We start from the raw sequence: 20,129 nt of genomic DNA, 5'->3' as shown, positions 1-20,129 counted from the left end.
AAGAAAGACAGCAGTTTAAGCTCATGCCTCCTGATTGAAGTCTGAATTTGTATCGTTTTGGGCTGCAATGGCTTCAGGAGCTCCCGTATCAGAAACTATAGTTCCGCCTTTAATGCGGATAATGCGCTGCGTTTTCTCGGCAAGTTCCAGGTCGTGGGTTACAAGTACCAGCGTAGTGCCCGCCTCCCGGTTCAGTTCGAAGAGTAATTTTTCTACCTTTTCGCCTGTTTCTTCATCCAGGTTACCGGTTGGCTCATCCGCAAAAAGTATAGTTGGCCGGTTAGAAAAAGCCCTTGCAATAGAAACGCGTTGCTGCTCGCCACCCGAAAGTTGCGTAGGATAATGGTCATGACGATCGGCCAAGCCAACGCGTGCCAGCAAATCCATCGCCTGGCGCTGCACATTACGTTCGCCGCGCAGCTCGAGTGGCACCATCACATTTTCCAGAGCGGTTAAAGTGGGTATCAGCTGAAAGTTCTGGAAAATAAAACCTACGTACTGGTTACGCACCTGTGCCCGTTCATCTTCGGATAAATTATCCAGCTTAATGCCGCTAAGTATAACAGAGCCTGAACTTGCTCTATCAAGACCTGCACTTAAGCCAAGTAAAGTCGTTTTACCACTCCCGGATGGGCCAACTATGGAGCAGGTATCGCCTGCCTGCAGCACAAAATTAACGTCGTGCAATACGGTCAGGTGCTTGTCGCCACTGGTATAGGTTTTATTCAGGTTTTTTATTTCAAGGATAGTAGACACTGGGCGTAATATTTTGTTTAAGTATGTGAGGTAGTTAATATGCCAGAAACATGTAATTTGGCACATAACATCAAAACCAAATAACTAAATTGAGGCGTTATAGGTTTTAACAGATCATATAAAATTAGAAAATCAGAGGAATATAAAGTGAAAAAGATAAATTTATTAGTGTTATACTTTCTTCTGCTGACCGGAATTTATAGTTGCGGCCAGACAGAAAGCGCCGATACTGCTGCCGTAATTGATAAAGAAGGAGCTGCCAAAGCCGATAAAGAAGTTGCTAAAACCACTAAAGATAAAACCATACTATTCTTTGGTAACAGCCTTACTGCTGGTTACGGTTTAGAGCCTGATCAAGCCTTTCCGGCAATTATTCAGGGATATATAGATTCGCTGGATCTGCCTTATAAAGTTATCAATGCCGGCGTAAGCGGCGAGACATCAGCCGGTGGTAAAAGCCGCATCAGTTGGTTACTGAAACAACCTGTTGATGTTTTTGTGCTGGAACTGGGTGCTAACGATGGCTTGCGGGGCATCAGTCCGACTGATACCTATCAGAACTTGGGTACGATTATAGATAAAGTGCGTGAAAAGAACCCGGATGTAAAAATTGTTCTGGCCGGAATGCAGATGCCGCCAAGTATGGGCCGCAACTTTACCGATGAATTTAAGCAAGTATATACAAGGCTGGCAGAAGAGAAAAAAGTGGCTCTTATACCGTTTCTGCTACATGGCGTAGGCGGAAACCCGAAGCTGAACCAGGCGGATGGCGTGCACCCTACAATAGAAGGCCAGAAAATACTCGCAAAAAATACCTGGGAAATTTTAGAAAATTTGATAACCACGCAACCTTAATAAAAATGCCTCCGTATAAAAGAATGGCTAAAAGTTGAATTTAATTCAATATTGCGAAGGCTCCTCTTGTAGGGGCCTTCGCTTTTTTTATGCTTATATAGTTCGTTTAAGCCCTCTCTCCTGTTTGCTATACTTTGGCCGGTAATTTATACTTTGCCGCATTCTCTTTATCCATACTTTATAATTTAAAGCTGCAGTAATTGCCCGATTTTTTGCAGTATAATTCACAGCATGGGATTTATACTTCTCTTCAGAATAAATATTTATAATTAGTAGACAATATTTTATAGTTGATAGTCAGCTATATATAGTTAACGATAAGGCTATTTCAAAAAAATATTAGAAATTTATATATCCTCAGGCAACCTCAGCCCCGGGTGTTTGCATCTACCAACCAAAGAGACACAAATCTTTGCATTAACTGCCTTAGAAAGTATAAAACTATTTGATAAAACTTTTACAAACCGTGACGGAAGCTGAATTGATAGCGGGATGCCAGCAGGGCGAAAGTAAAGCACAGAAGTATCTGTATGATCGCTTTGCTTCTCCTATGTTTGGCGTGTGCATGCGGTATCTTAAAAACCAGATGGATGCCGAAGAAGCGTTGCTGAACGGGTTTATGAAAATTTACCAGAACATAGACCGTTTTGAGGCCAAAGGCAGTTTTGAAGGTTGGGTGCGCCGCATTATGGTAAATGAGGCACTTGGATTTCTGCGAAAAAAAGAACCAATGCACATGGCCATTGAAGACGGACACGTACAAGTGGCCGGTACCTCCGGCGCCGACCACCAACTGGCAGAGGAAGAGCTTTTAGATTTGCTGCATACGTTGCCTGCTGGTTACAGGGCGGTTTTTAACTTGTATGCCATTGAAGGTTTTTCGCACAAGGAAATTGCGGATATGTTAAATATAACCGAAGGAACATCGAAGTCACAGCTAAGCAAGGCCCGCGCTATGTTGCAGCGCCGCCTTACAGGGCAAGAGGCTATCGCCAGTTAAGAAAGGAAAAAAACCATGAGACCTGAAGAAATAGATAAATTATTTAACGACCGGCTGGGCAAAGCTGCCCCTGCACCTCCTGCCGATCTCTGGAACCGCCTGCAGGCACGCATGGAGGAAGAAATGCCTCAGCAGCAGCCAAAAGTTCTGCCGATGGATGAGCCAAAAGCAGGCAAGCAACGTTTCCTGTGGATGTATTCTTCTATTGCGGCTACTTTATCGTTGTTGCTTACTGTTGGTATTGTGTTTTACAATATAAAAACAAATGCACCAGAGCTTCGCGATGTAGTGGTTAAGAATGAAACCCGCCAGTTAGAAGAAAGGCCTGTAATTGTGGAGCCCTTAGAAACAAAGGCAACCGAAATAGCCCAGGCAGAAGAAAAAAATGAAAAAGTTTTTGATGCCGGGGCAACCGAAGTAAAACGATCTGCATCTAAGGTTACAGAAAGGGTTACAAAAGCGAAAGCGATTGCCAATGTAACAGAAAAAAATACTATGAAAAGGTCAGCAGAAAAAGCAACTGGTATAAAGCACAAAACACATAAGGCCAGCTCAGTTGCATCTTCTAAAACTACTGCTCAACCAGTAAGTGTTACACCGGAAGTTCAGCCTGAAGCACCTGCTATACTTGCAAGTACAGGCACTAAAGCTGCTAACCTGAATGCCGAGCCTGTTGAGATCGTTATTAAGCGCGCAATTGCATCTCAGCCAGCACAGCCAGTAGCAACCGAAGAGCAGGGTATTGAAAAGAAGGCCCGTCTAGCCAAAAACATTTTCAAACAGGTACGCAACCTAAGTAACGGCGAACCGGTCGAACTTGCTGACCTTGGCATAAACGCAAACAAAATTGCACTCGGAACCCAGATCGGTAAACAAAAATTCTCAAAAGTTATTAATCTCTAACCTCCTAAAATTATGAAACGCATTTTACTAATCATGGCCATTTTCATGGCTGCTGCTACCGGTGTGTCTGCCAAAGGCGGCCTTACCGTAAAAGAACGCCTCGGAGCCCAGGACACAATTGTAGTTAAAATGGCTAACGGCGCCAAAATGGTGCTGTACCTCAAAAACATGGAGCAGCTGCAGGCCTTCCAGAACTATAGCCTCGACTCGCTGATGCGCGAACTGAATAAGTATGTGAAACAGGTGGATAAAATGGATAATGCCAACCAGGACATGAAGTCCAAAGAGATGACCGTTACCTTTAATACTTCAAAAGATGGTGAAAAGGGTGCTGAGAACGTGACCATTATGGTACAGGAAACCGGCAAAGACGGCAAGGTTACAAAAGAGAAACATGAGGTCCGTATCAATAAGAATTTTAAAATTGACGTAGAAATTGAAGAAGATGGCGACGACACGAGAGTAGACGTAAATACTACTTCTGACGAAGATACCATCCACCACGAAAAGCCTTACAAAGCCACACGCTTCAATTTTGGAGTAGACCTGGGGTTGAACAATTTTGTGAATACAAACGATGCAGCCTTTGTACCTGACCTGAAGCCGCTGGGTTCACGTTATATCAGCCTTAACTCGCACCTGGTTTCGCAGATTGGTGGTAAAGAAAGTCCTTTCCACCTGGTATCAGGGCTGGAGTTTTCGTTCAACAACTATATGTTTGATAAAAACGCAGTGATCGAAGATATAGACGACCAGACGCAATTCCGCAGAGTAGCCGATATTGACTACGATAAATCTAAACTGACACACTCTGCCGTAAATGTACCACTGATGGCCATGCTCAAGTTTAAAACAAAAAATAACAAGGATGGCTTTAAAATTGGTGCGGGAGCTTTTGCCGGCTACCGTTTGGGCAGCCACGCCAAGCTGAAGTATGAAGAGAACAACAGAACTGAAAAAGACAAAATACGCGGCAGCTATAACCTCTCTGATTTCCAGTATGGTGTAGAAGGTGTAGTTGGATACAGAGGCCTTGATCTGTTTGTAAAGTATAACATGAATGATCTGTTCAAAGACAACCGCGGTCCGCAAGCCAACGTGATCAGCTTTGGTATCAGATTGTAAAGTATAAATTAAAGAAGCTGCGTGATTAAGTGAATTGCAAAAGAGCCCGATTTATCGGGCTCTTTTGTTTTAAGCGTCTCCCCTTCGGAAGTTGTCAATAATAATGGCTGTTGCGGTGGCAACATTTAAAGATTCGGCTTTGCCAAAGGCTGGTATTTTAATGAGCTGGTTAATGTGCGTGGCCACTTCCGGGCGTATGCCGTTGGCTTCGTTGCCTAACACAATTATACCTTCTGGCTTTAGCTTCATGTTGTGCAGGTTTTCGCCGGCTAACGAGGCTCCGTATACTTTATACTTATCGGCGTGTTCGGCCAGCCATGCTTCCAGGTTCAGGTAATAGGTTTTAACGCGGGTAAAAGAGCCCATAGTAGCTGAAATTACCTTAGGGTTGTAAAAGTCGGCGCAGGCTTCGGAACAAATTACAGTATCAATTCCGTACCAATCGGCAATGCGAAGTATAGTTCCTAAATTTCCGGGGTCACGTATATCGTCGAGGGCAATTACAAGATCTTTAGGCGTAACTTGCAGCGGAGGTAAATTGCGCATACCTGCAACGGCTAAGGCTGCGTTGTTGGTTGCAAAAGTACCAGCTTTTACAAGCTCTTGTTCTGTAACAATGTCATACTTAAAACCTTTATCCAATACGGCTGTATGCTCCTTGTAAAAAGTTTCTGTCACAAAGAGGTGCTGCAGTTCAAAGTTGGGCGAAAGAAGCAATTCTAATACACTTTTGGCACCCTCAACCACAAAGGCTTGGTGTTGGTTGCGGTATTTTTTTACTTGCAACGAGTTTATATACTTTATCACTGCTTTTGACAACATAGCTGCTATACGTTTGAGATCACGATTTTACATATTAGGACTGGTAATTACAATTCTGAGCATCACAGCATGTGTGCCCACGCGCCAGCTAGCTGAGGATGAACAGCTATTAGTAAGTATAAAACCCAAAGGACTGAAAAACATAGATCCTGCTGCCATACAGTCACTTTACCAGCAGAAACCCAACCGGATGGTACTCGGTTCAGCCCCTTATCTGTGGTTTTATTACCTGGGAAAAAACTTTTACAGCCCTGAAAAAATTGATGCACGCATTAAGCGGCTTGGCGAAAAAAAACAGCAGCGCATGCAGGCAGCCGGCACCGATACCACCAAGGTAAGGAAAATACAAACCCGTATTGATGCCCGTATAGAACGTGTCCGTAAAAAGAAGGAAGAAGGAAATTTTGTGATGCAGCTCGGCGAACCCCCGGCCATCTATGACTCTACCTTAATGGTTGAGACCATGGATCAGATTAAAATTTACCTGAACTCTAAAGGTTACTTTAACCATACAGCTGATTATGTAAAAACCGAGAAAGGCAAGAAAGTATATATTGATCTTAATCTAAACGAGAACGCGCCCTATCGTTACTCAAGTATAAATTATAATGCTCCCGACACGGCCATGCTGAATATTCTGCAGGCCAGGTCAGTGCGCTCGCTGGTAAATGTGGGTGATATTTACGACGAGGAGATGCTCTCGCAGGAACGTGACCGAGTGTATGAGTTAATGAAAAACCGTGGCTATTATGATTTTGCCCGCGCCTATATTGAGTTCGAAGTAGATACCAGCTTTGGAGGAAACTCAGTCAGGTTACGCACCATCATACAAAAACCCGAAAAAGACTCGCTTCACCGGGCTTATACTATCAACAATGTATACTTTAAAACTGATGCAGACCGCTTCGGTATTCCGCGCGATACGGTGGTATACAAAGGCGTAAACTATCTTTCCTACGACCTGGATTATTCGAAACGCGTGCTCGATAAGAAAGTGGATATTTACCCTGGAGAGCGGTATAGCCAGCTGCGTACTGCCACTACACAACGCAAACTCTCCGACCTGGATGTGTTCCAGTTCAGTAATGTAGTTTATACCCGCGCAACAGACCCAGCCGACTCAAATAGCTATAAACTGAATGCCTTCATTAATGCGGTTCCAAATAAAAAGTACCAGGAAACAACAGAGCTTGGCTTAAACTATACCGAAAGGCGCCCGGGCCCTTTTGCCAGTATTAACCTGCGCATTCGGAATGTTTTTCATGGGGCAGAGAACCTCGATATTGGATTGCGCGGCGGTTTGGAAGGCCAGGTAAATCTTACGGATGAGCTAAAAACTGTTATGATCCGGGAATTAGGAGCTGATGTAGCCTTATCTTTTCCTCGGTTTCTGCTTCCTTTTAACAGCGATGCACTTTCAGATTTTAACCCGCGTACCCGTATTTATACCGGTTATACGAACGTAGATCGCCAGGAGTATAAACGCACTAATTACGATGTCTCGCTGGATTACATCTGGCAGAAGGCCAGAAGGCCGATGCAGCCTCCAATTCTGCAATACATCCTCTCACCTGTTAATCTCCAGATTGCGCAGGTAGATACTATTTCCCCTGGATTCAAGGAAAGTCTGGAGCGCTATAGTTTGGGAAGCAGATCGTTGTTGGAAAGTTTTGAGAGCTCGTTCCTCTCTTTTATGTCTTTTAACCTGATCTATAACACCAACGATTTTACCCAAACCCGTAATGCCCGTTATTTCAGAACGCTTGCCGAGATTGGCGGCCTGACAAAAGAACTTGGTCTAAGCGTTCGTCTGGGAGATCTGCGCACTTTTCAGTTTGCCAAGATTAACCCGGATTATAGACGCTATTTACCACTGGGTAATAAGCAGTTTTTTGTATACCGGATTAACATGGGGGTTGCCTCTCCTATACTTCAGTCAGAGGTATTACCTTACGATAAATACTTTTTTGCAGGAGGCGGATCAAGTGTACGCGCCTGGCAACCACGTCGCCTGGGGCCAGGTTCATTCGGGTTGTTTAAAGATTCTACCAGTGCAGGCGGCGATGTTGAACAAGTTCGTGATTTCGAGCCTGAACAACCCGGTGAAGTACTTCTTGAAGCCAATGTGGAGTATCGTTACAACATTTTCGGATTTCTGAACGGAGCATTCTTCGTAGATGCCGGTAACGTATGGTTTCTGAAGGAGGTAGCAAACAAACCGGGCGCTGACTTTAAATTCAACAGGTTTTATAAAGAACTGGCCGTAGGAACCGGCTTTGGTTTGCGCCTCGATCTTTCGGTAGTTATACTTCGGTTTGATTTCGCTACTAAAGTTTACGACCCTGCCGGACTACCTGGTAATAAGTTTATACTTGGCGATTTTAGATTTTCCGATTTCTTTACGCGTAGCAACCAGAGTGCCCTTAATATTGGTATTGGTTATCCTTTCTAATAGCAGTGTTGTTTCAGATATGGTGTAAAGTATAAATCTCTTAAAAACAGAAAAGCCTCTGCATTTGCAGAGGCTTTTCTGTTTTTAGTTTTGTAATGTATACTTCTTAGTAATTCAATAGCTCTTCGATCATAGTGGCTACTTTATCAGCATTTGGTAGCATCATCTTTTCCAGCTCTACGTTCAGCGGAATGGCCGGAAGGTTTGCGGCTCCCAACGTATAAACCGGTGCATCCAGTTTCTGGAAACAATCTTTAGATATACGCCCAGCCAATGATTCAGCAAAAGAGTTCATGAGTGGTTCTTCTGTCAGAACCAAGGCTTTGCCATGGCGCTCTACTGATGTTTTCACTGTTTCATAATCCAGCGGGTTCAGCGTGCGCAAATCTACAATTTCTATACTTCCCGGGAACTGTTTTGAAGCTGTTTTAGCCCAGTACACACCCATACCATAAGTAATGATCGTCAGGCTGTTACTCTTACGCATTTCTTCTTCGCTGGCCTGCTGCACAATGTTTGCTTTGCCAAGTGGCAGAATGTAATCCTCATCCGGTTCAATGGTTTTGGCATCTTCGGTACCCGGTACTTTAGACCAGTAAATACCTTTGTGCTCCAGCATGATAACCGGGTTAGGGTCCAGGAAGGCTGCTTTCATCAGGCCTTTCATATCGGCTGCATTGCTCGGGTAAACAACTTTTATACCACGTATGGTTAGCAAAGTAGATTCCACACTACCTGAGTGATAAGGACCGCCGCCACCATAAGCACCTATAGGAACACGAATAACAGACTGAACAGGAAACTTACCCATAGACAGGTAGCAACTCTTGGAAAGCTCTTCTACCAGCTGGTTCATACCCGGCCATATATAATCTGCAAATTGTATCTCAACTATAGCCTTGGCCCCCACTGCCGACATGCCAGCCGTTGAACCAACTATATAAGCTTCCTGTATCGGGGTATTGAATACGCGGGCATCGCCATACTTTTTAGCCAGCAAAGCTGCTTCACGGAAGACGCCTCCCAATTCACCGCCTACATCCTGGCCATAAAATAAAGCTTCCGGGTACGTGCGAAGAATATCGTCTACGGCATGCAGGGCAGCATCCACCATAATGGCTTTCTCGGCGCCTGCCGGTGTGCGGTTTCCTTTTTCTTCGGTTACCGGCGTAGGTGCAAACTCATGCTGATCGAAAGTAGTTGGATCCGGAGAGGGTGCATTTAATGCACGCTGGTAATCATCTGCTACAGTTTGTACTGCATCCTGCTCCAGTTCCTGAATTTCTTCAGGTGTTACATCCATGTCCAGCAGGGCTTGCTTTAGCTTCGGAATCGGGTCGTTTACACTGTGCTCGTTAAGGTTTTCGCCACGGTACCACTCGCGGCGTACGCCTGAAGTATGATGACCAAGCAACGGAACTTTAGCATGTACCAGCACGGGTTTACGCACCTGGCGGGCATACTCAAATGCTACCCGCATACCTTCAAAAGACTCGGCAAAGTCAGATCCGTTCAGGCGTAAACGCTCCATTCCTTTAAAACCAGCAGCATACTCGTAAGCATCCATGGCACGCATTTCCTTACCTGTGGCGGAAATTCCCCAGTCGTTGTCCTGTACCAGGTATACAATCGGTAAATTCTTCAGCACAGCCATCTGGAAAGCTTCCGCTACTTCACCCTCGGTTACGGAGCCATCACCAAGCGAGCAAAGTACCACCGGTTTCTCGCCGCCTTTCAGCAGGCCTTGTCCTTCTAAGTATGAAATGCCATGCGCCATACCCGTTGCCGGAATGGCCTGCATGCCGGTAGCTGAACTCTGATGCGGTATAGTGGGCATGCCTTCGCGCTTTAAAGAAGGATGACCATAGTATGTGCGGCCACCTGAAAACGGATCATCAGCTTTAGCCATCAGTTGAAGCATTAGCTCGTAAGGCTGCATGCCTATACCTAACAGCATAGAATCATCGCGGTAATAAAGCGAGGCATAGTCGTAGGATTGCAGCTGGAAAGCGGCTGCCAGTTGTATGGCTTCGTGCCCGCGCGAGGTGCTGTGCACATACTTGCTGCAGATGGTTTTATTTTCTTCGTAGTTGTCTGCCAGGGTTTTGGCAGTTATCATTAAGCGGTAGGCTCTTTTAAGTATCGCAACGTCTACTGTAAAATCCTCCAACATATCTTTTGACATAGTTTATACTTTAGTCTTGCCCGAAATTAAGAAATTCTGACTTCTTTCTAAAATATAGATGATGGTTCGGTAGAACGGTCATAATTCGGTAATTTTGCGCTTACTTTTAAGGACACAAGATTTCAGATTTAAGACACACAACAAACTAATGTGCCTTGAGTTGATCTGAATTCATACGGTTCACATGCATGTGCTCATAATTTTTTGAGAGTTCTTGTGTCTTGCGTCTTATATCCTAAGTTTAAAAATATGTACAGAGAAGAAGTTGAAGCATTTATGCGCCAGTTCCAGAACGAGCTTGTAGAAGCCCTTGAAACCTGTGATGGTGGTGCTACTTTCCAGGTAGATGCATGGCAGCATGCCGAAGGTGGCGGCGGTATTTCGCGCATCATCGAAAATGGCAACGTACTCGAAAAAGGTGGCGTTAACTTCTCTGCTGTACACGGGCAGCTATCTCCCCAGTTCCTGAAAATGCTGGAAATGCCGGACCCGAATTACTTTGCAACTGGCGTATCGGTGGTAATGCACCCGCACAGCCCGATGGTGCCTATTACACACATGAATGTTCGCTATTTTGAAGCAGGTAACGGCCAGGCATGGTTTGGCGGTGGCATAGACCTGACCCCGATTTACGTGGATTTGAAGCAGGCGCAGGAATTTCATAAGGCCATGAAAGCAGTTTGCGACAAGCACCACCCAAGCTATTACCCGGAGTTTAAAAAGTGGGCTGACGATTATTTCTACAATGAGCACCGCGAAGAGACCCGTGGCGTAGGCGGCATTTTCTTCGACAGGCTAATGGCAACAAATGAGTTTACGCTGGAGCAACGCTTTGAATTCGTCAAGGATGTAGCCCGTGCCTTTGCTCCATTTTATACTTCCATCATCAATCAGAACCGTGACCTGCCTTATAACGAGCAACAAAAACAGTGGCAGCTTATACGCAGAGGCCGGTACGTAGAATTTAACCTGGTATATGACCGTGGCACCAAGTTTGGCCTGGCGACAAAAGGCCGCATAGAATCCATACTTATGAGTTTGCCGCAGCATGCATCCTGGGTATACAACCATAAACCTGAACCTGGTAGCGCCGAAGAGCAAACCCTGAATTACCTGAAAAAGGACATTGACTGGATTAACGTTATCTAAGTATGGTTGAATCGGTGGAGAAGCTGGATAAAGAGTTGTTCCTTTTTCTGAACGAGCAGCACAGTACGTTTTGGGATGATATCATGATTTATACTTCGAACAAGTATGTTTGGATCCCATTTTATGTGTTGCTGGTTGCTTATATTATTTTCCGCTATCGCCGCCAAAGTATACCTATGTTGCTGATGGCTGTTGTGGCAATTGGTCTGGCTGATTTTGTAGCGTCAGGTATCTTTAAGCCCGCTTTTGAACGGCTTCGCCCCTGTCACGATCCGGAGCTTTCGGCTATGGTTAATATTGTTAAAGGCTGTGGCGGCAAATTCGGTTTCCTGTCATCGCACGCTTCTACCAGTTTTGCGCTGGCCGTATTCTTTAACCTGATCCTCTCCGACCGTTATTTTATATTTAAGATAGTGCTGATTGCCTGGGCAGTTGTTGTTTCCTATAGTCGTATTTACCTGGGCGTACATTTCCCGGGGGATATTATTGGGGGCGCTTTGGTAGGTGCTTTTACAGCTTATGTCAGTTCTCTGGCTTATACCATCTGGCTGAAAAGATACCCAAACTTTGTAAAATGAGTTTAAACCTGTGCTCTATAGTATAATCGCAATTACTACAGCACAGGTATAAGTATTTACTTAAATTAATCCTCGGCCAGCTAGCATACGGGCTACATACTTTCCTACAATATCAAACTCCAGGTTTACAGTATCGCCAGGCTTAATTTCGTGCAGGTTGGTGTGTTCGTAAGTATACGGTATGATGGCAACAGAAAACGCATCTTCTTTGGAATTCACAACCGTCAGGCTAATGCCATTTACGCAAATAGAGCCTTTCTCAACTGTTACATTACCTAAGCCCGCATCATATTTGAATGTGAAAACCCAGCTTCCGTTCTCATCAATTACTGATTGGCAGACAGCGGTCTGATCAACGTGGCCTTGCACTATGTGACCATCGAAGCGGCCATTAGCCTGCAGACAACGTTCCAGGTTTACAGCATTTCCCTCCTTTAAAGAATACAGGTTAGTTTTCTTAAGAGTTTCATCGATAGCAGTAACAGTATAGGTATCGCCTGCTATAGCTATTACGGTAAGGCATACGCCGTTATGGGCTACGCTTTGGTCTATCTGCAGTTCGTGTGTGAAGGGCGACCAAACTGTAAAATGCTTGTTAGTGTCTTCTTCACGAACAGATACAACTTTTCCCAATGTTTCAATTATGCCTGTAAACATAGTTCTGTGCGTTATTTTCTGTAAAATTTACCCTGATTAAGAGGTTGGCAACAATGCAAATGTAAGATTCTATACCGAAAAATTGGCTTAGGTTCATTATTTTCGCAAATATCAACCCGGCAAGGGCGTTAAGAGTAAACTACTTTAGTAGTTCCGTAATTTATATTTTAACATAGTAAAAGAGATGCAGACAGATTCGTACAGGCACAAAGGCATGCGCCGCACGTTAGTAAAACAACTTCGGGATAAAGGAATTTACGATGAAAGTGTGCTGGCTGCCATTGAAGCCGTACCCCGGCATTTCTTTTTCGAGAAAGCCTTTCTGGAGCAGGCCTACCAGGATAAAGCCTTCCCGATTGGCGAAGGTCAAACCATTTCGCAACCTTATACTGTTGCCTTCCAGACAGAACTACTGGAACTTAAAAGTACAGATAAAGTACTTGAAATTGGTACGGGCTCTGGTTACCAGTGCAGTGTTTTGCTGCAGATTACGCCTAACGTTTATACCATAGAGTATAACAGGCCCTTGTATGAGAAAGCTGTAAAGTTCTTTAAAACCTATGGCTTGCATCCTAAAACATTTTGCGGCGATGGCTCGGAAGGATTACCGCAACATGCCCCTTTCAATAAAATTATAGTTACAGCCGGTGCGCCTGCTGTGCCCAAAAGCTTAGTGCGTCAGTTGGCTGTGGGAGGCATTTTAGTTATACCGGTTGGTAATGAGCAAAGCCAGAAAATGCTGCGAATTACCCGCGTTAACGAGAACGAGTTTACGAAAGAAGAATTCTCTGATTTTAAGTTTGTACCGCTGTTGGGCAAGTCTGGTTGGGAAGCTGAACTGTAACACCCTGTAATGCTACGTATTGCTTTGTCAGCTTCATTTATAATTTAAATTATTATCCTTTTGCAAATTCTAAGGCAAATCGGCTCAACCGTTTTATGATTCGGGTGTAGCAACGTATCTTTGCCCGCAGTTTACAAAAACTTACAATGCGCAAACAAAAAACAGTAAAAGAATCCTACGTGATCATGACGGAGTTGGTATTGCCCAACGATACCAATACCCTGCACAACCTGATGGGTGGTAAAATGATGCACTGGATGGATATTGTGTCGGCAATTGCTGCCCAAAAACACTCAAACCGAATTGTAGTTACCGCCTCAGTAGATAACGTTTCTTTCAAAGAAAGTATAAAACTGGGCAACGTGGTTACCTTAGAAGCAAAAGTGACACGTGCTTTCAGTTCTTCTATGGAGGTGCATATTAATGTATGGGCGGAAGACATTCCGAGCGGTAAGAAAGTAAAATCGAACCAGGCATACTTCACCTTTGTGGCGGTAGACCAGCTTGGCAACCCGATTGATGTTCCGGAAGCCATACCTGAAACAGAAGAAGAAATTAGCCATTACGATGGTGCGTTACGTCGCCGTCAGTTGCGCCTGGTACTTGCCGGCCGCATGAAGCCAAGCGAGGCAAACGAGTTGAAATCAATCTTCGATATAAAAGAAGAAGAAGCATAATAAGTATGGCAGCTTTGGAGGCAGATAACCTGAACAGCGAGTTTTTCAGAAATTTTTTACCCGAAACCATTTACCTGGTTCCGGGCGAGGAAACTTTTGTTCAATCTCCGGAAACTGCTATTACCGCAGATATACTTACGCCGGAAAAAGAGCCTGTTAGTGGGCAAATACCAGAACCAGTAGTTTTACCTGCCACTGCTATACCTAAATTACCTAAAATTAAAGTTGAAGCACCAGCTGCATACGAAAGCATAGGTAATGACGCGAAAGGATTGGTAGTACTGGTTACATTACCTGAGCCAGCCTTTATAGCTTTACCGAAATCTGAATTTCTGCAGCGTATACTTCAGGCTATTGGCTACCAGATAGCCGATGTGCTGTTTGTAAATAATGTTTCCGGGAAGGTAGTTGTGTTTGAAGAACTTGCGGCTGCCTATAAAGTGAATTACATCATCAGCTTTGCCAGCCGTTTAGACACTGCCTTGCCGCATGATAAGTTTACTTTATACAAGCCTGTTGTTGTTGGCGAAGTGCCAGTCGTGTTTTCGCAATCGCTGGAAGTGCTGGATAAAGACCAGGAGCAGAAAAAGCACCTTTGGAATGCGCTGAAGCAGGTTTTTTTATAGGTATTAGATAAGTATAAAAGAAAAGCCCATCCTCTTCAGGATGGGCTTTTCTTTTATACTTTGGTTTATAATTGCTTATTTCAGTACACTGGCCAACTTCTCTTCCAGCTCCTGGCCACGAAGGTTTTTTGCAATAATGCGACCTTCTTTATCTAAAAGTATAGTTTGCGGAATAGCCTCTATACCATAAAGTTGTGCGGCAGCACTCTCCCATCCTTTCAAATCAGATACATGTGGCCAGGTAAGTTTATCGTCTGCTATCGCTTTTAACCATTTTTCTTTTGACTGGTCTAATGATACGCCGAAAATTTCGAAGCCTTTGTTTTTATACTGATTGTACATGCGCACCACGTTCGGGTTCTCTTTACGGCACGGTCCGCACCAGCTAGCCCAGAAATCTATTAATACATACTTGCCACGCAGCGATGATAATGCAACGCTACCACCATCCGGTGCAGGTAAACTAATATCCGGTGCAACAGAACCGATTGCTGTTGTTCTCAAGCCTTTCAGGCGCTCGTTCAGAACGGCGGTATACTTTGAATTAGGTAGTTTCTCGCTAAACAGGTTGGCCATGCTATCAGCAAAAGCAAAATCGTTTTTAGGGTCAACCAAGCTTAAAGTACCAAAAGCTGATACAACTGAATTGGGATGTGCTGCGATAAAGTCCTTTATCTTTTTCTGCATACCCAGGTACTCTTTTCTCAGTGCTTCGGCTTCCTGGGTTTTACCTTCTGCCATAGCCTTGTTAAACTTCTCGCCCAGTTCTACTTCCTTTTGACGCGATTCAGTTACCAGTTTATTCAGTTGCTGGAACAGTTGAGAATCTTCAGATCCCTCTACCTTAACAGTATTGTTCAGGTCTTTAGCATCGGCTTCAACTTTTATCTCGTTATTGTCCAGCACCAGCATCATGCCGTTCTGCTGATCAAGGCTGATGCGGTAGAAGGTTGGTTCTTTTACCGTTCCTTCAAATTTAAAGGTACCATTCTGTGCTATTTCAGCTGTATCGCGGGCAATAAACTGCTGATCGCCAAGTTCGAATAAGTATATCTTGCCTGGAGTAGCATTTTGTAGTTTACCTTGTATAGTATAAGTGTTTTCGGCATTAGAAGCTGATTTATTGCCTTTGCAACCAGCCAGCATTACTACAGCCGAAGCCAGTACTACATACTTTGTATACTTCATGATATCAGGTTTTAAGCGTTTAAGCCATCGCGCAGCAACTGGTTAGCTACTTTAGGATCGGCTTTACCTTTGGTTTTCTTCATTATCTCGCCCATAAACATACCTACAAGCGATTGTTTACCGGCTTTATACTCTGCTACTTTGGCAGGGTTTTCGGCAAGCACAGCTGCAACTATCTGTGCCAGTTCATCCGAATCAGATTCCTGTAACAGGTTTTGTTCTTCGGCTACTTGCTGTGCCGTTTTGCCCGGGTTCTCTAACAGGTAAGGGAATATCTTTTTAGAGGCTACCGAATGGCTCACCTTATTATCATCTACCAAAGCAATAATGCCTGCTATACTTTCCGGCTGTAGCGGGAAGTCTTTGATGTGCAGCTGCAGCTCGTTCAAGTATGATTTAACAGGGCCCATTACCCAGTTAGAGGCTGCTTTATAGTTAGAAGTATGCTTGCAAAGCTCCTCAAAGTATAAAGCTACTTCTTTTGCATCGGTTAATACGGCGGCATCATACTCAGGCAGGCCATACTCCTGCGTAAAGCGCTTGTAAAGCTCCTGTGGCAAGCTTGGCATGTTAGCATGAATGCTATCGAGCCATTCCTGCTCTATAACCAACGGCGGAAGATCCGGCTCCGGGAAGTAACGGTAATCATTCAGGGTTTCTTTTGAACGCATGGCTGTGGTGCTGCCGGTATTAGCATCGAAGTTCCTGGTTTCTGAATCGATTGTTCCACCATTTTCAATGATCTCAATCTGGCGCTCTATCTCGTGCTCAATGGCACGCTGCACGTTACGGAAAGAGTTCATGTTCTTCACTTCTACCTTGGTTCCCCAAAGTGGCGAATCCTTCAGCATCACAGAAATGTTGGCATCGCAACGCAGAGAGCCTTCTTCCATGTTACCGTCGCAGATATCGAGGTATTTCACCAGTCGCTTTATCTCGGTAAGGTAGTTGTAAGCTTCTACAGAATCACGGATATCCGGCTCAGAAACGATCTCGATAAGTGGAACACCGGCACGGTTGAAGTCCACCAGCGTTTCAGTTTCGCCGGCTAAGTGCATTGATTTACCAGCATCTTCTTCCATGTGAATGCGGGTGATACCAATACGCTTGTCGTTGCCTTCTGCATCTTTTACAACCAAGTGGCCATGCGTACAGATCGGAGTTTTATCCTGCGTAATCTGGTAACCTTTCGGAAGATCGGGGTAGAAATAGTTTTTGCGGGCATACAGGTTGTAACGTGTAATCTCGCTGTTTGTAGCCAGACCCATTTTCACGGCCATTTCAACCACTTTCTTGTTCACGCGTGGTAATGTGCCCGGGTGGCCAAGTGTAATAACGCTCAGGTTTGTATTAGGCATAGCGCCGTACTCAGTAGAGTCAGACGAATAGGCCTTACTTTCTGTTAGCAGCTGCGCGTGCACTTCCAGACCTATAATTGCCTGGTATTTATCTCTTATTGCTTTATCCATTGTTTTAATGATCAATGAAGATTGATTTATACTTTAAGTATGAATCAATCTTCATTATGAGTAAATCATTATCCGTTATTAATCATTGATTTTACTAACTCCAGTGCTTTGGCTGGTATGGCTTGCAAGCCGGCTGTTTCTTTACCACCAGCTGTTGCATAAAATGGCTGGCCGCCGCCGCCACCTTTGATCTCTTTCGCCAATTCGCGCACCATCTGGCTGGCATTCAGCTTTTTATCAGAAACCAGGTTGTCCGAAAGCATTACCGCGATCTGTGGTTTGCCTTCGATCTCCGCGGCAAGTATAAGCACCAGGTTATCTACTGCCTGTCGCATATCAAAAGCTAGTTTCTTCAGATAATCAGCGTTACTGACATTTACCTGCTCAGCTACAAAATTTACACCATCCAGTTGCTGCGTTTTCTGTACCAGGCTGTCTTTCAGTGTAGTAAGTTGTTTCAGCTCGAATGCTTCCAGTTGTTTCTGCAATGCTTTGTTTTCTTCCTGAAGCTTTTCTACAGCACCTGAAATGTTACTCTGCGAACCAAGTACTTCACGCACGGCATTCAGCTCATTCAGTTGCTGTTGCATATAATCTTCAGCAGCGGCTGCTGTCAGCGCCTCAATACGACGTACGCCAGCAGCAACAGAGCTTTCAGATACTATCTTAAAGTAACCAATCTCGCCTGTATTGTACACGTGCGTACCTCCGCAAAGCTCTACCGAGTGTTCACGGTCAAAAGCAATTACACGAACAAACTCGCCGTACTTTTCTCCGAACAAAGCCATCGCGCCCATTGCCTTTGCGTCGGCAATCGGGGTGTTGCGTTGCTCTTCCAACGGGATGCTTTGGCGCACGCGCTCGTTCACGATATGCTCAATTTCACGCAATTGGGCCTCCTCTATTTTAGCAAAATGAGAGAAGTCAAAGCGCAGTACTTTTTCGCTTACCAAAGAGCCTTTTTGCTGAACGTGCTCACCTAAAACTTTACGTAAAGCAGCATGCAGTAAGTGCGTAGCCGAGTGGTTCTTACGGATCAGGTTACGGCGTTCCACATCTATCTGGCTCTTGAATGCAACCTCCGGATTTTGGGGAAGTTTGGAAGTAATATGAAGTATAAGATCGTTTTCCTTCTTCGTATCCAGCACTTCGATCTGCTCTGTGGCAGAAATCAGGTAACCTGTATCGCCTACCTGGCCACCGCTTTCAGCATAGAAAGGAGTTTTATCCAGTACAATATGATACTCGCTCTTGTTCTTGGTTTTTACTTGGCGGTAGCGCACAATATGAGATTCCGTAGTATCTACATCGTAGCCAATAAACTCGTTAACCACGTCCGGCTGAAGTATAACCCAGTCGGTTTGCTCTGATGCAGATGCGTTGCGGGAACGGTTCTTCTGCTGCTCCATCTCCACGCTAAAACCTGCTTCGTCTACCTTAAGGCCTTTATCGCGGGCAATAAGAGCTGTCAAATCCAGCGGGAAACCGAAGGTATCGTATAGCTCAAAGGCGGTTTTGCCATCGATGGTATTATTGTTTTCTTTGAATTTATCCTCCAGCGCATCCAGTCTCTTCAGACCATTTTCAAGCGTTCTTAAGAATGCGTTCTCTTCTTCCTCGATAACACGCTGAACAAAGCTAAGCTGTTGCTTCAGTTCCGGGAAAACAGTTTCCATCTGGTCGGCCAGTACGGCTGCCAGTTTATACAGGAACGGCTTTTTGAAATTCAGGAATGTGAAGGCGTAGCGTACTGCGCGGCGAAGTATACGGCGGATTACATAACCAGCCTTGTTGTTTGATGGCAACTGACCGTCGGAAATAGCAAATGCAATAGCACGAATATGGTCTGCCATTACACGTATAGCGATGTCTGTTTTCTCGTTCTCGCCATATGTTACGCCTGCCTCCTTGGCAATAAACTGGATCAGCGGCTGGAAAACATCGGTATCATAGTTGGAACGCTTGCCCTGGATAGCCATGCACAAACGCTCGAAGCCCATACCTGTATCTACATGCTGTGCAGGCAGTTTTACCAGCGAGCCATCGGCCAGGCGGTTAAACTCCATGAATACGTTGTTCCAGATCTCCACTACCTGCGGGTGGTCGTTATTCACAAGTGTTTTGCCATCAACCTGCGCTCTTTCTTCCTCTGTTCGTAAGTCAACATGAATCTCAGAACACGGACCGCACGGACCTGTATCGCCCATTTCCCAGAAATTATCTTTCTTTGAACCCATCAAAATGCGGTCCTCAGCTATCATTGACTTCCAGATGTTAAAGGCATCCTCATCCATTGGCAGGTTCTCTGATTCATCGCCCTGAAATACAGAAACGTACAGCCTGTCTTTCGGCAGTTTGTATACTTCTGTGAGCAATTCCCATGACCAGGCCAGCGCCTCCTTTTTAAAGTAATCGCCAAAAGACCAGTTGCCCAGCATTTCGAACATGGTATGGTGGTAGGTATCGTAACCTACTTCTTCCAGGTCGTTGTGCTTTCCGCTCACACGCAGGCATTTCTGGGTATCGGCTATGCGTTTGTACGGCGCAGGTTTGTTGCCCAGAAAATAATCTTTAAAGGGAGCCATGCCCGAGTTAATAAACATCAACGTAGGGTCATCTTTTACCACCAATGGTGCCGATGGCACAATCTGATGTTGCTTGGAAGCAAAAAAGTCGAGGAACTGTTTTCTTATCTCAGCTGAGTTCATGTATGAGTATTAAGCCTTTAGATACTAAGTGCTATACTTGTTGTTTAAGAACAAAAAATATCGAATTTTTGCCATTCAGAAACACCGGTTTTCAGGAGCTGCCTGTATGGCTGTTACTAGGCAAAAGTAGCATAT

17 protein-coding genes are annotated in these 20,129 nt (G+C 44.7%); 10 read left to right on the top strand and 7 right to left on the bottom strand.

Annotated elements, in window-relative coordinates:
- Positions 1-21: 21 nt before the first annotated feature.
- Positions 22-756, bottom strand: a complete 735-nt coding sequence (locus LWP20_RS10580) for an ABC transporter ATP-binding protein (protein ID WP_242928116.1) — start codon at positions 754-756, stop codon at positions 22-24.
- A 147-nt stretch (positions 757-903) separates the two neighbouring features.
- On the opposite strand from LWP20_RS10580, the gene LWP20_RS10575 reads away from it, so the two are divergent.
- The 4 genes from LWP20_RS10575 (at position 904) to LWP20_RS10560 (ending at position 4,639) form a co-directional block, all read left to right on the top strand.
- Positions 904-1,611 (top strand): arylesterase, encoded by a 708-nt coding sequence (locus LWP20_RS10575; RefSeq protein WP_242928115.1) that lies wholly within the window; start codon positions 904-906, stop codon positions 1,609-1,611.
- Between the two features lie 466 nt (positions 1,612-2,077).
- A complete protein-coding gene (locus tag LWP20_RS10570; RefSeq protein WP_242928114.1) occupies positions 2,078-2,611 on the top strand; it encodes an RNA polymerase sigma factor in 534 nt (177 codons plus the stop codon).
- A gap of 15 nt (positions 2,612-2,626) precedes the next feature.
- Positions 2,627-3,514: a hypothetical protein gene (locus LWP20_RS10565; protein WP_242928113.1), complete on the top strand. Its 888-nt coding sequence runs from the start codon at positions 2,627-2,629 to the stop codon at positions 3,512-3,514.
- A 12-nt stretch (positions 3,515-3,526) separates the two neighbouring features.
- Entirely contained in the window at positions 3,527-4,639 is a 1,113-nt protein-coding gene (locus LWP20_RS10560; RefSeq protein WP_242928112.1) for an outer membrane beta-barrel protein, read from the top strand.
- Between the two features lie 69 nt (positions 4,640-4,708).
- Here the strand turns inward: LWP20_RS10560 and LWP20_RS10555 are convergent, their stop codons facing one another.
- On the bottom strand, positions 4,709-5,461 hold the full coding sequence (locus LWP20_RS10555; RefSeq protein WP_242928111.1) for a TrmH family RNA methyltransferase: 753 nt from the start codon (positions 5,459-5,461) through the stop codon (positions 4,709-4,711).
- A 13-nt stretch (positions 5,462-5,474) separates the two neighbouring features.
- Here LWP20_RS10555 and tamL point away from each other — a divergent pair, with 13 nt between their 5' ends.
- Complete coding sequence (tamL, locus tag LWP20_RS10550) at positions 5,475-7,913, top strand: translocation and assembly module lipoprotein TamL (protein WP_242928110.1); 2,439 nt, start codon at positions 5,475-5,477, stop codon at positions 7,911-7,913.
- Positions 7,914-8,019: 106 nt separating this feature from the next.
- On the opposite strand, the gene LWP20_RS10545 is transcribed toward tamL, so the two are convergent.
- Positions 8,020-10,098, bottom strand: coding sequence for an alpha-ketoacid dehydrogenase subunit alpha/beta (locus LWP20_RS10545; RefSeq protein ID WP_242928109.1), 2,079 nt, complete (start codon positions 10,096-10,098; stop codon positions 8,020-8,022).
- Positions 10,099-10,347: 249 nt separating this feature from the next.
- Here LWP20_RS10545 and hemF point away from each other — a divergent pair, with 249 nt between their 5' ends.
- Both hemF and LWP20_RS10535 read left to right on the top strand, forming a co-directional pair.
- Positions 10,348-11,247 (top strand): oxygen-dependent coproporphyrinogen oxidase, encoded by a 900-nt coding sequence (gene hemF, locus LWP20_RS10540; RefSeq protein WP_242928108.1) that lies wholly within the window; start codon positions 10,348-10,350, stop codon positions 11,245-11,247.
- Between the two features lie 2 nt (positions 11,248-11,249).
- Positions 11,250-11,825, top strand: coding sequence for a phosphatase PAP2 family protein (locus LWP20_RS10535; RefSeq protein ID WP_242928107.1), 576 nt, complete (start codon positions 11,250-11,252; stop codon positions 11,823-11,825).
- Between the two features lie 60 nt (positions 11,826-11,885).
- Here LWP20_RS10535 and LWP20_RS10530 read toward each other — a convergent pair whose 3' ends face one another.
- Positions 11,886-12,482, bottom strand: coding sequence for a riboflavin synthase (locus tag LWP20_RS10530; protein WP_242928106.1), 597 nt, complete (start codon positions 12,480-12,482; stop codon positions 11,886-11,888).
- A 184-nt stretch (positions 12,483-12,666) separates the two neighbouring features.
- Between LWP20_RS10530 and LWP20_RS10525 the strand changes: the two genes are divergently transcribed.
- The 3 genes from LWP20_RS10525 (at position 12,667) to LWP20_RS10515 (ending at position 14,629) form a co-directional block, all read left to right on the top strand.
- Positions 12,667-13,326: a protein-L-isoaspartate(D-aspartate) O-methyltransferase gene (locus LWP20_RS10525; RefSeq protein ID WP_242928105.1), complete on the top strand. Its 660-nt coding sequence runs from the start codon at positions 12,667-12,669 to the stop codon at positions 13,324-13,326.
- Positions 13,327-13,472: 146 nt separating this feature from the next.
- Positions 13,473-14,003, top strand: a complete 531-nt coding sequence (locus LWP20_RS10520; protein ID WP_242928104.1) for an acyl-CoA thioesterase — start codon at positions 13,473-13,475, stop codon at positions 14,001-14,003.
- Between the two features lie 5 nt (positions 14,004-14,008).
- Positions 14,009-14,629 (top strand): hypothetical protein, encoded by a 621-nt coding sequence (locus tag LWP20_RS10515; protein WP_242928103.1) that lies wholly within the window; start codon positions 14,009-14,011, stop codon positions 14,627-14,629.
- Positions 14,630-14,704: 75 nt separating this feature from the next.
- On the opposite strand, the gene LWP20_RS10510 is transcribed toward LWP20_RS10515, so the two are convergent.
- The 3 genes from LWP20_RS10510 to alaS form a co-directional block, all read right to left on the bottom strand.
- Positions 14,705-15,817 (bottom strand): TlpA disulfide reductase family protein, encoded by a 1,113-nt coding sequence (locus LWP20_RS10510; protein ID WP_242928102.1) that lies wholly within the window; start codon positions 15,815-15,817, stop codon positions 14,705-14,707.
- A gap of 11 nt (positions 15,818-15,828) precedes the next feature.
- Positions 15,829-17,286: an Asp-tRNA(Asn)/Glu-tRNA(Gln) amidotransferase subunit GatB gene (gene gatB / locus LWP20_RS10505; RefSeq protein ID WP_242928101.1), complete on the bottom strand. Its 1,458-nt coding sequence runs from the start codon at positions 17,284-17,286 to the stop codon at positions 15,829-15,831.
- 68 nt (positions 17,287-17,354) lie between these two features.
- Positions 17,355-19,994 (bottom strand): alanine--tRNA ligase, encoded by a 2,640-nt coding sequence (gene alaS, locus LWP20_RS10500; protein WP_242928100.1) that lies wholly within the window; start codon positions 19,992-19,994, stop codon positions 17,355-17,357.
- Between the last annotated feature and the right edge of the window lie 135 nt (positions 19,995-20,129).

It is taken from the genome of Pontibacter vulgaris (assembly GCF_022758145.1).
Lineage (GTDB): Bacteria > Bacteroidota > Bacteroidia > Cytophagales > Hymenobacteraceae > Pontibacter > Pontibacter vulgaris.
This window is presented reverse-complemented; position numbering and strand designations above follow the sequence as displayed.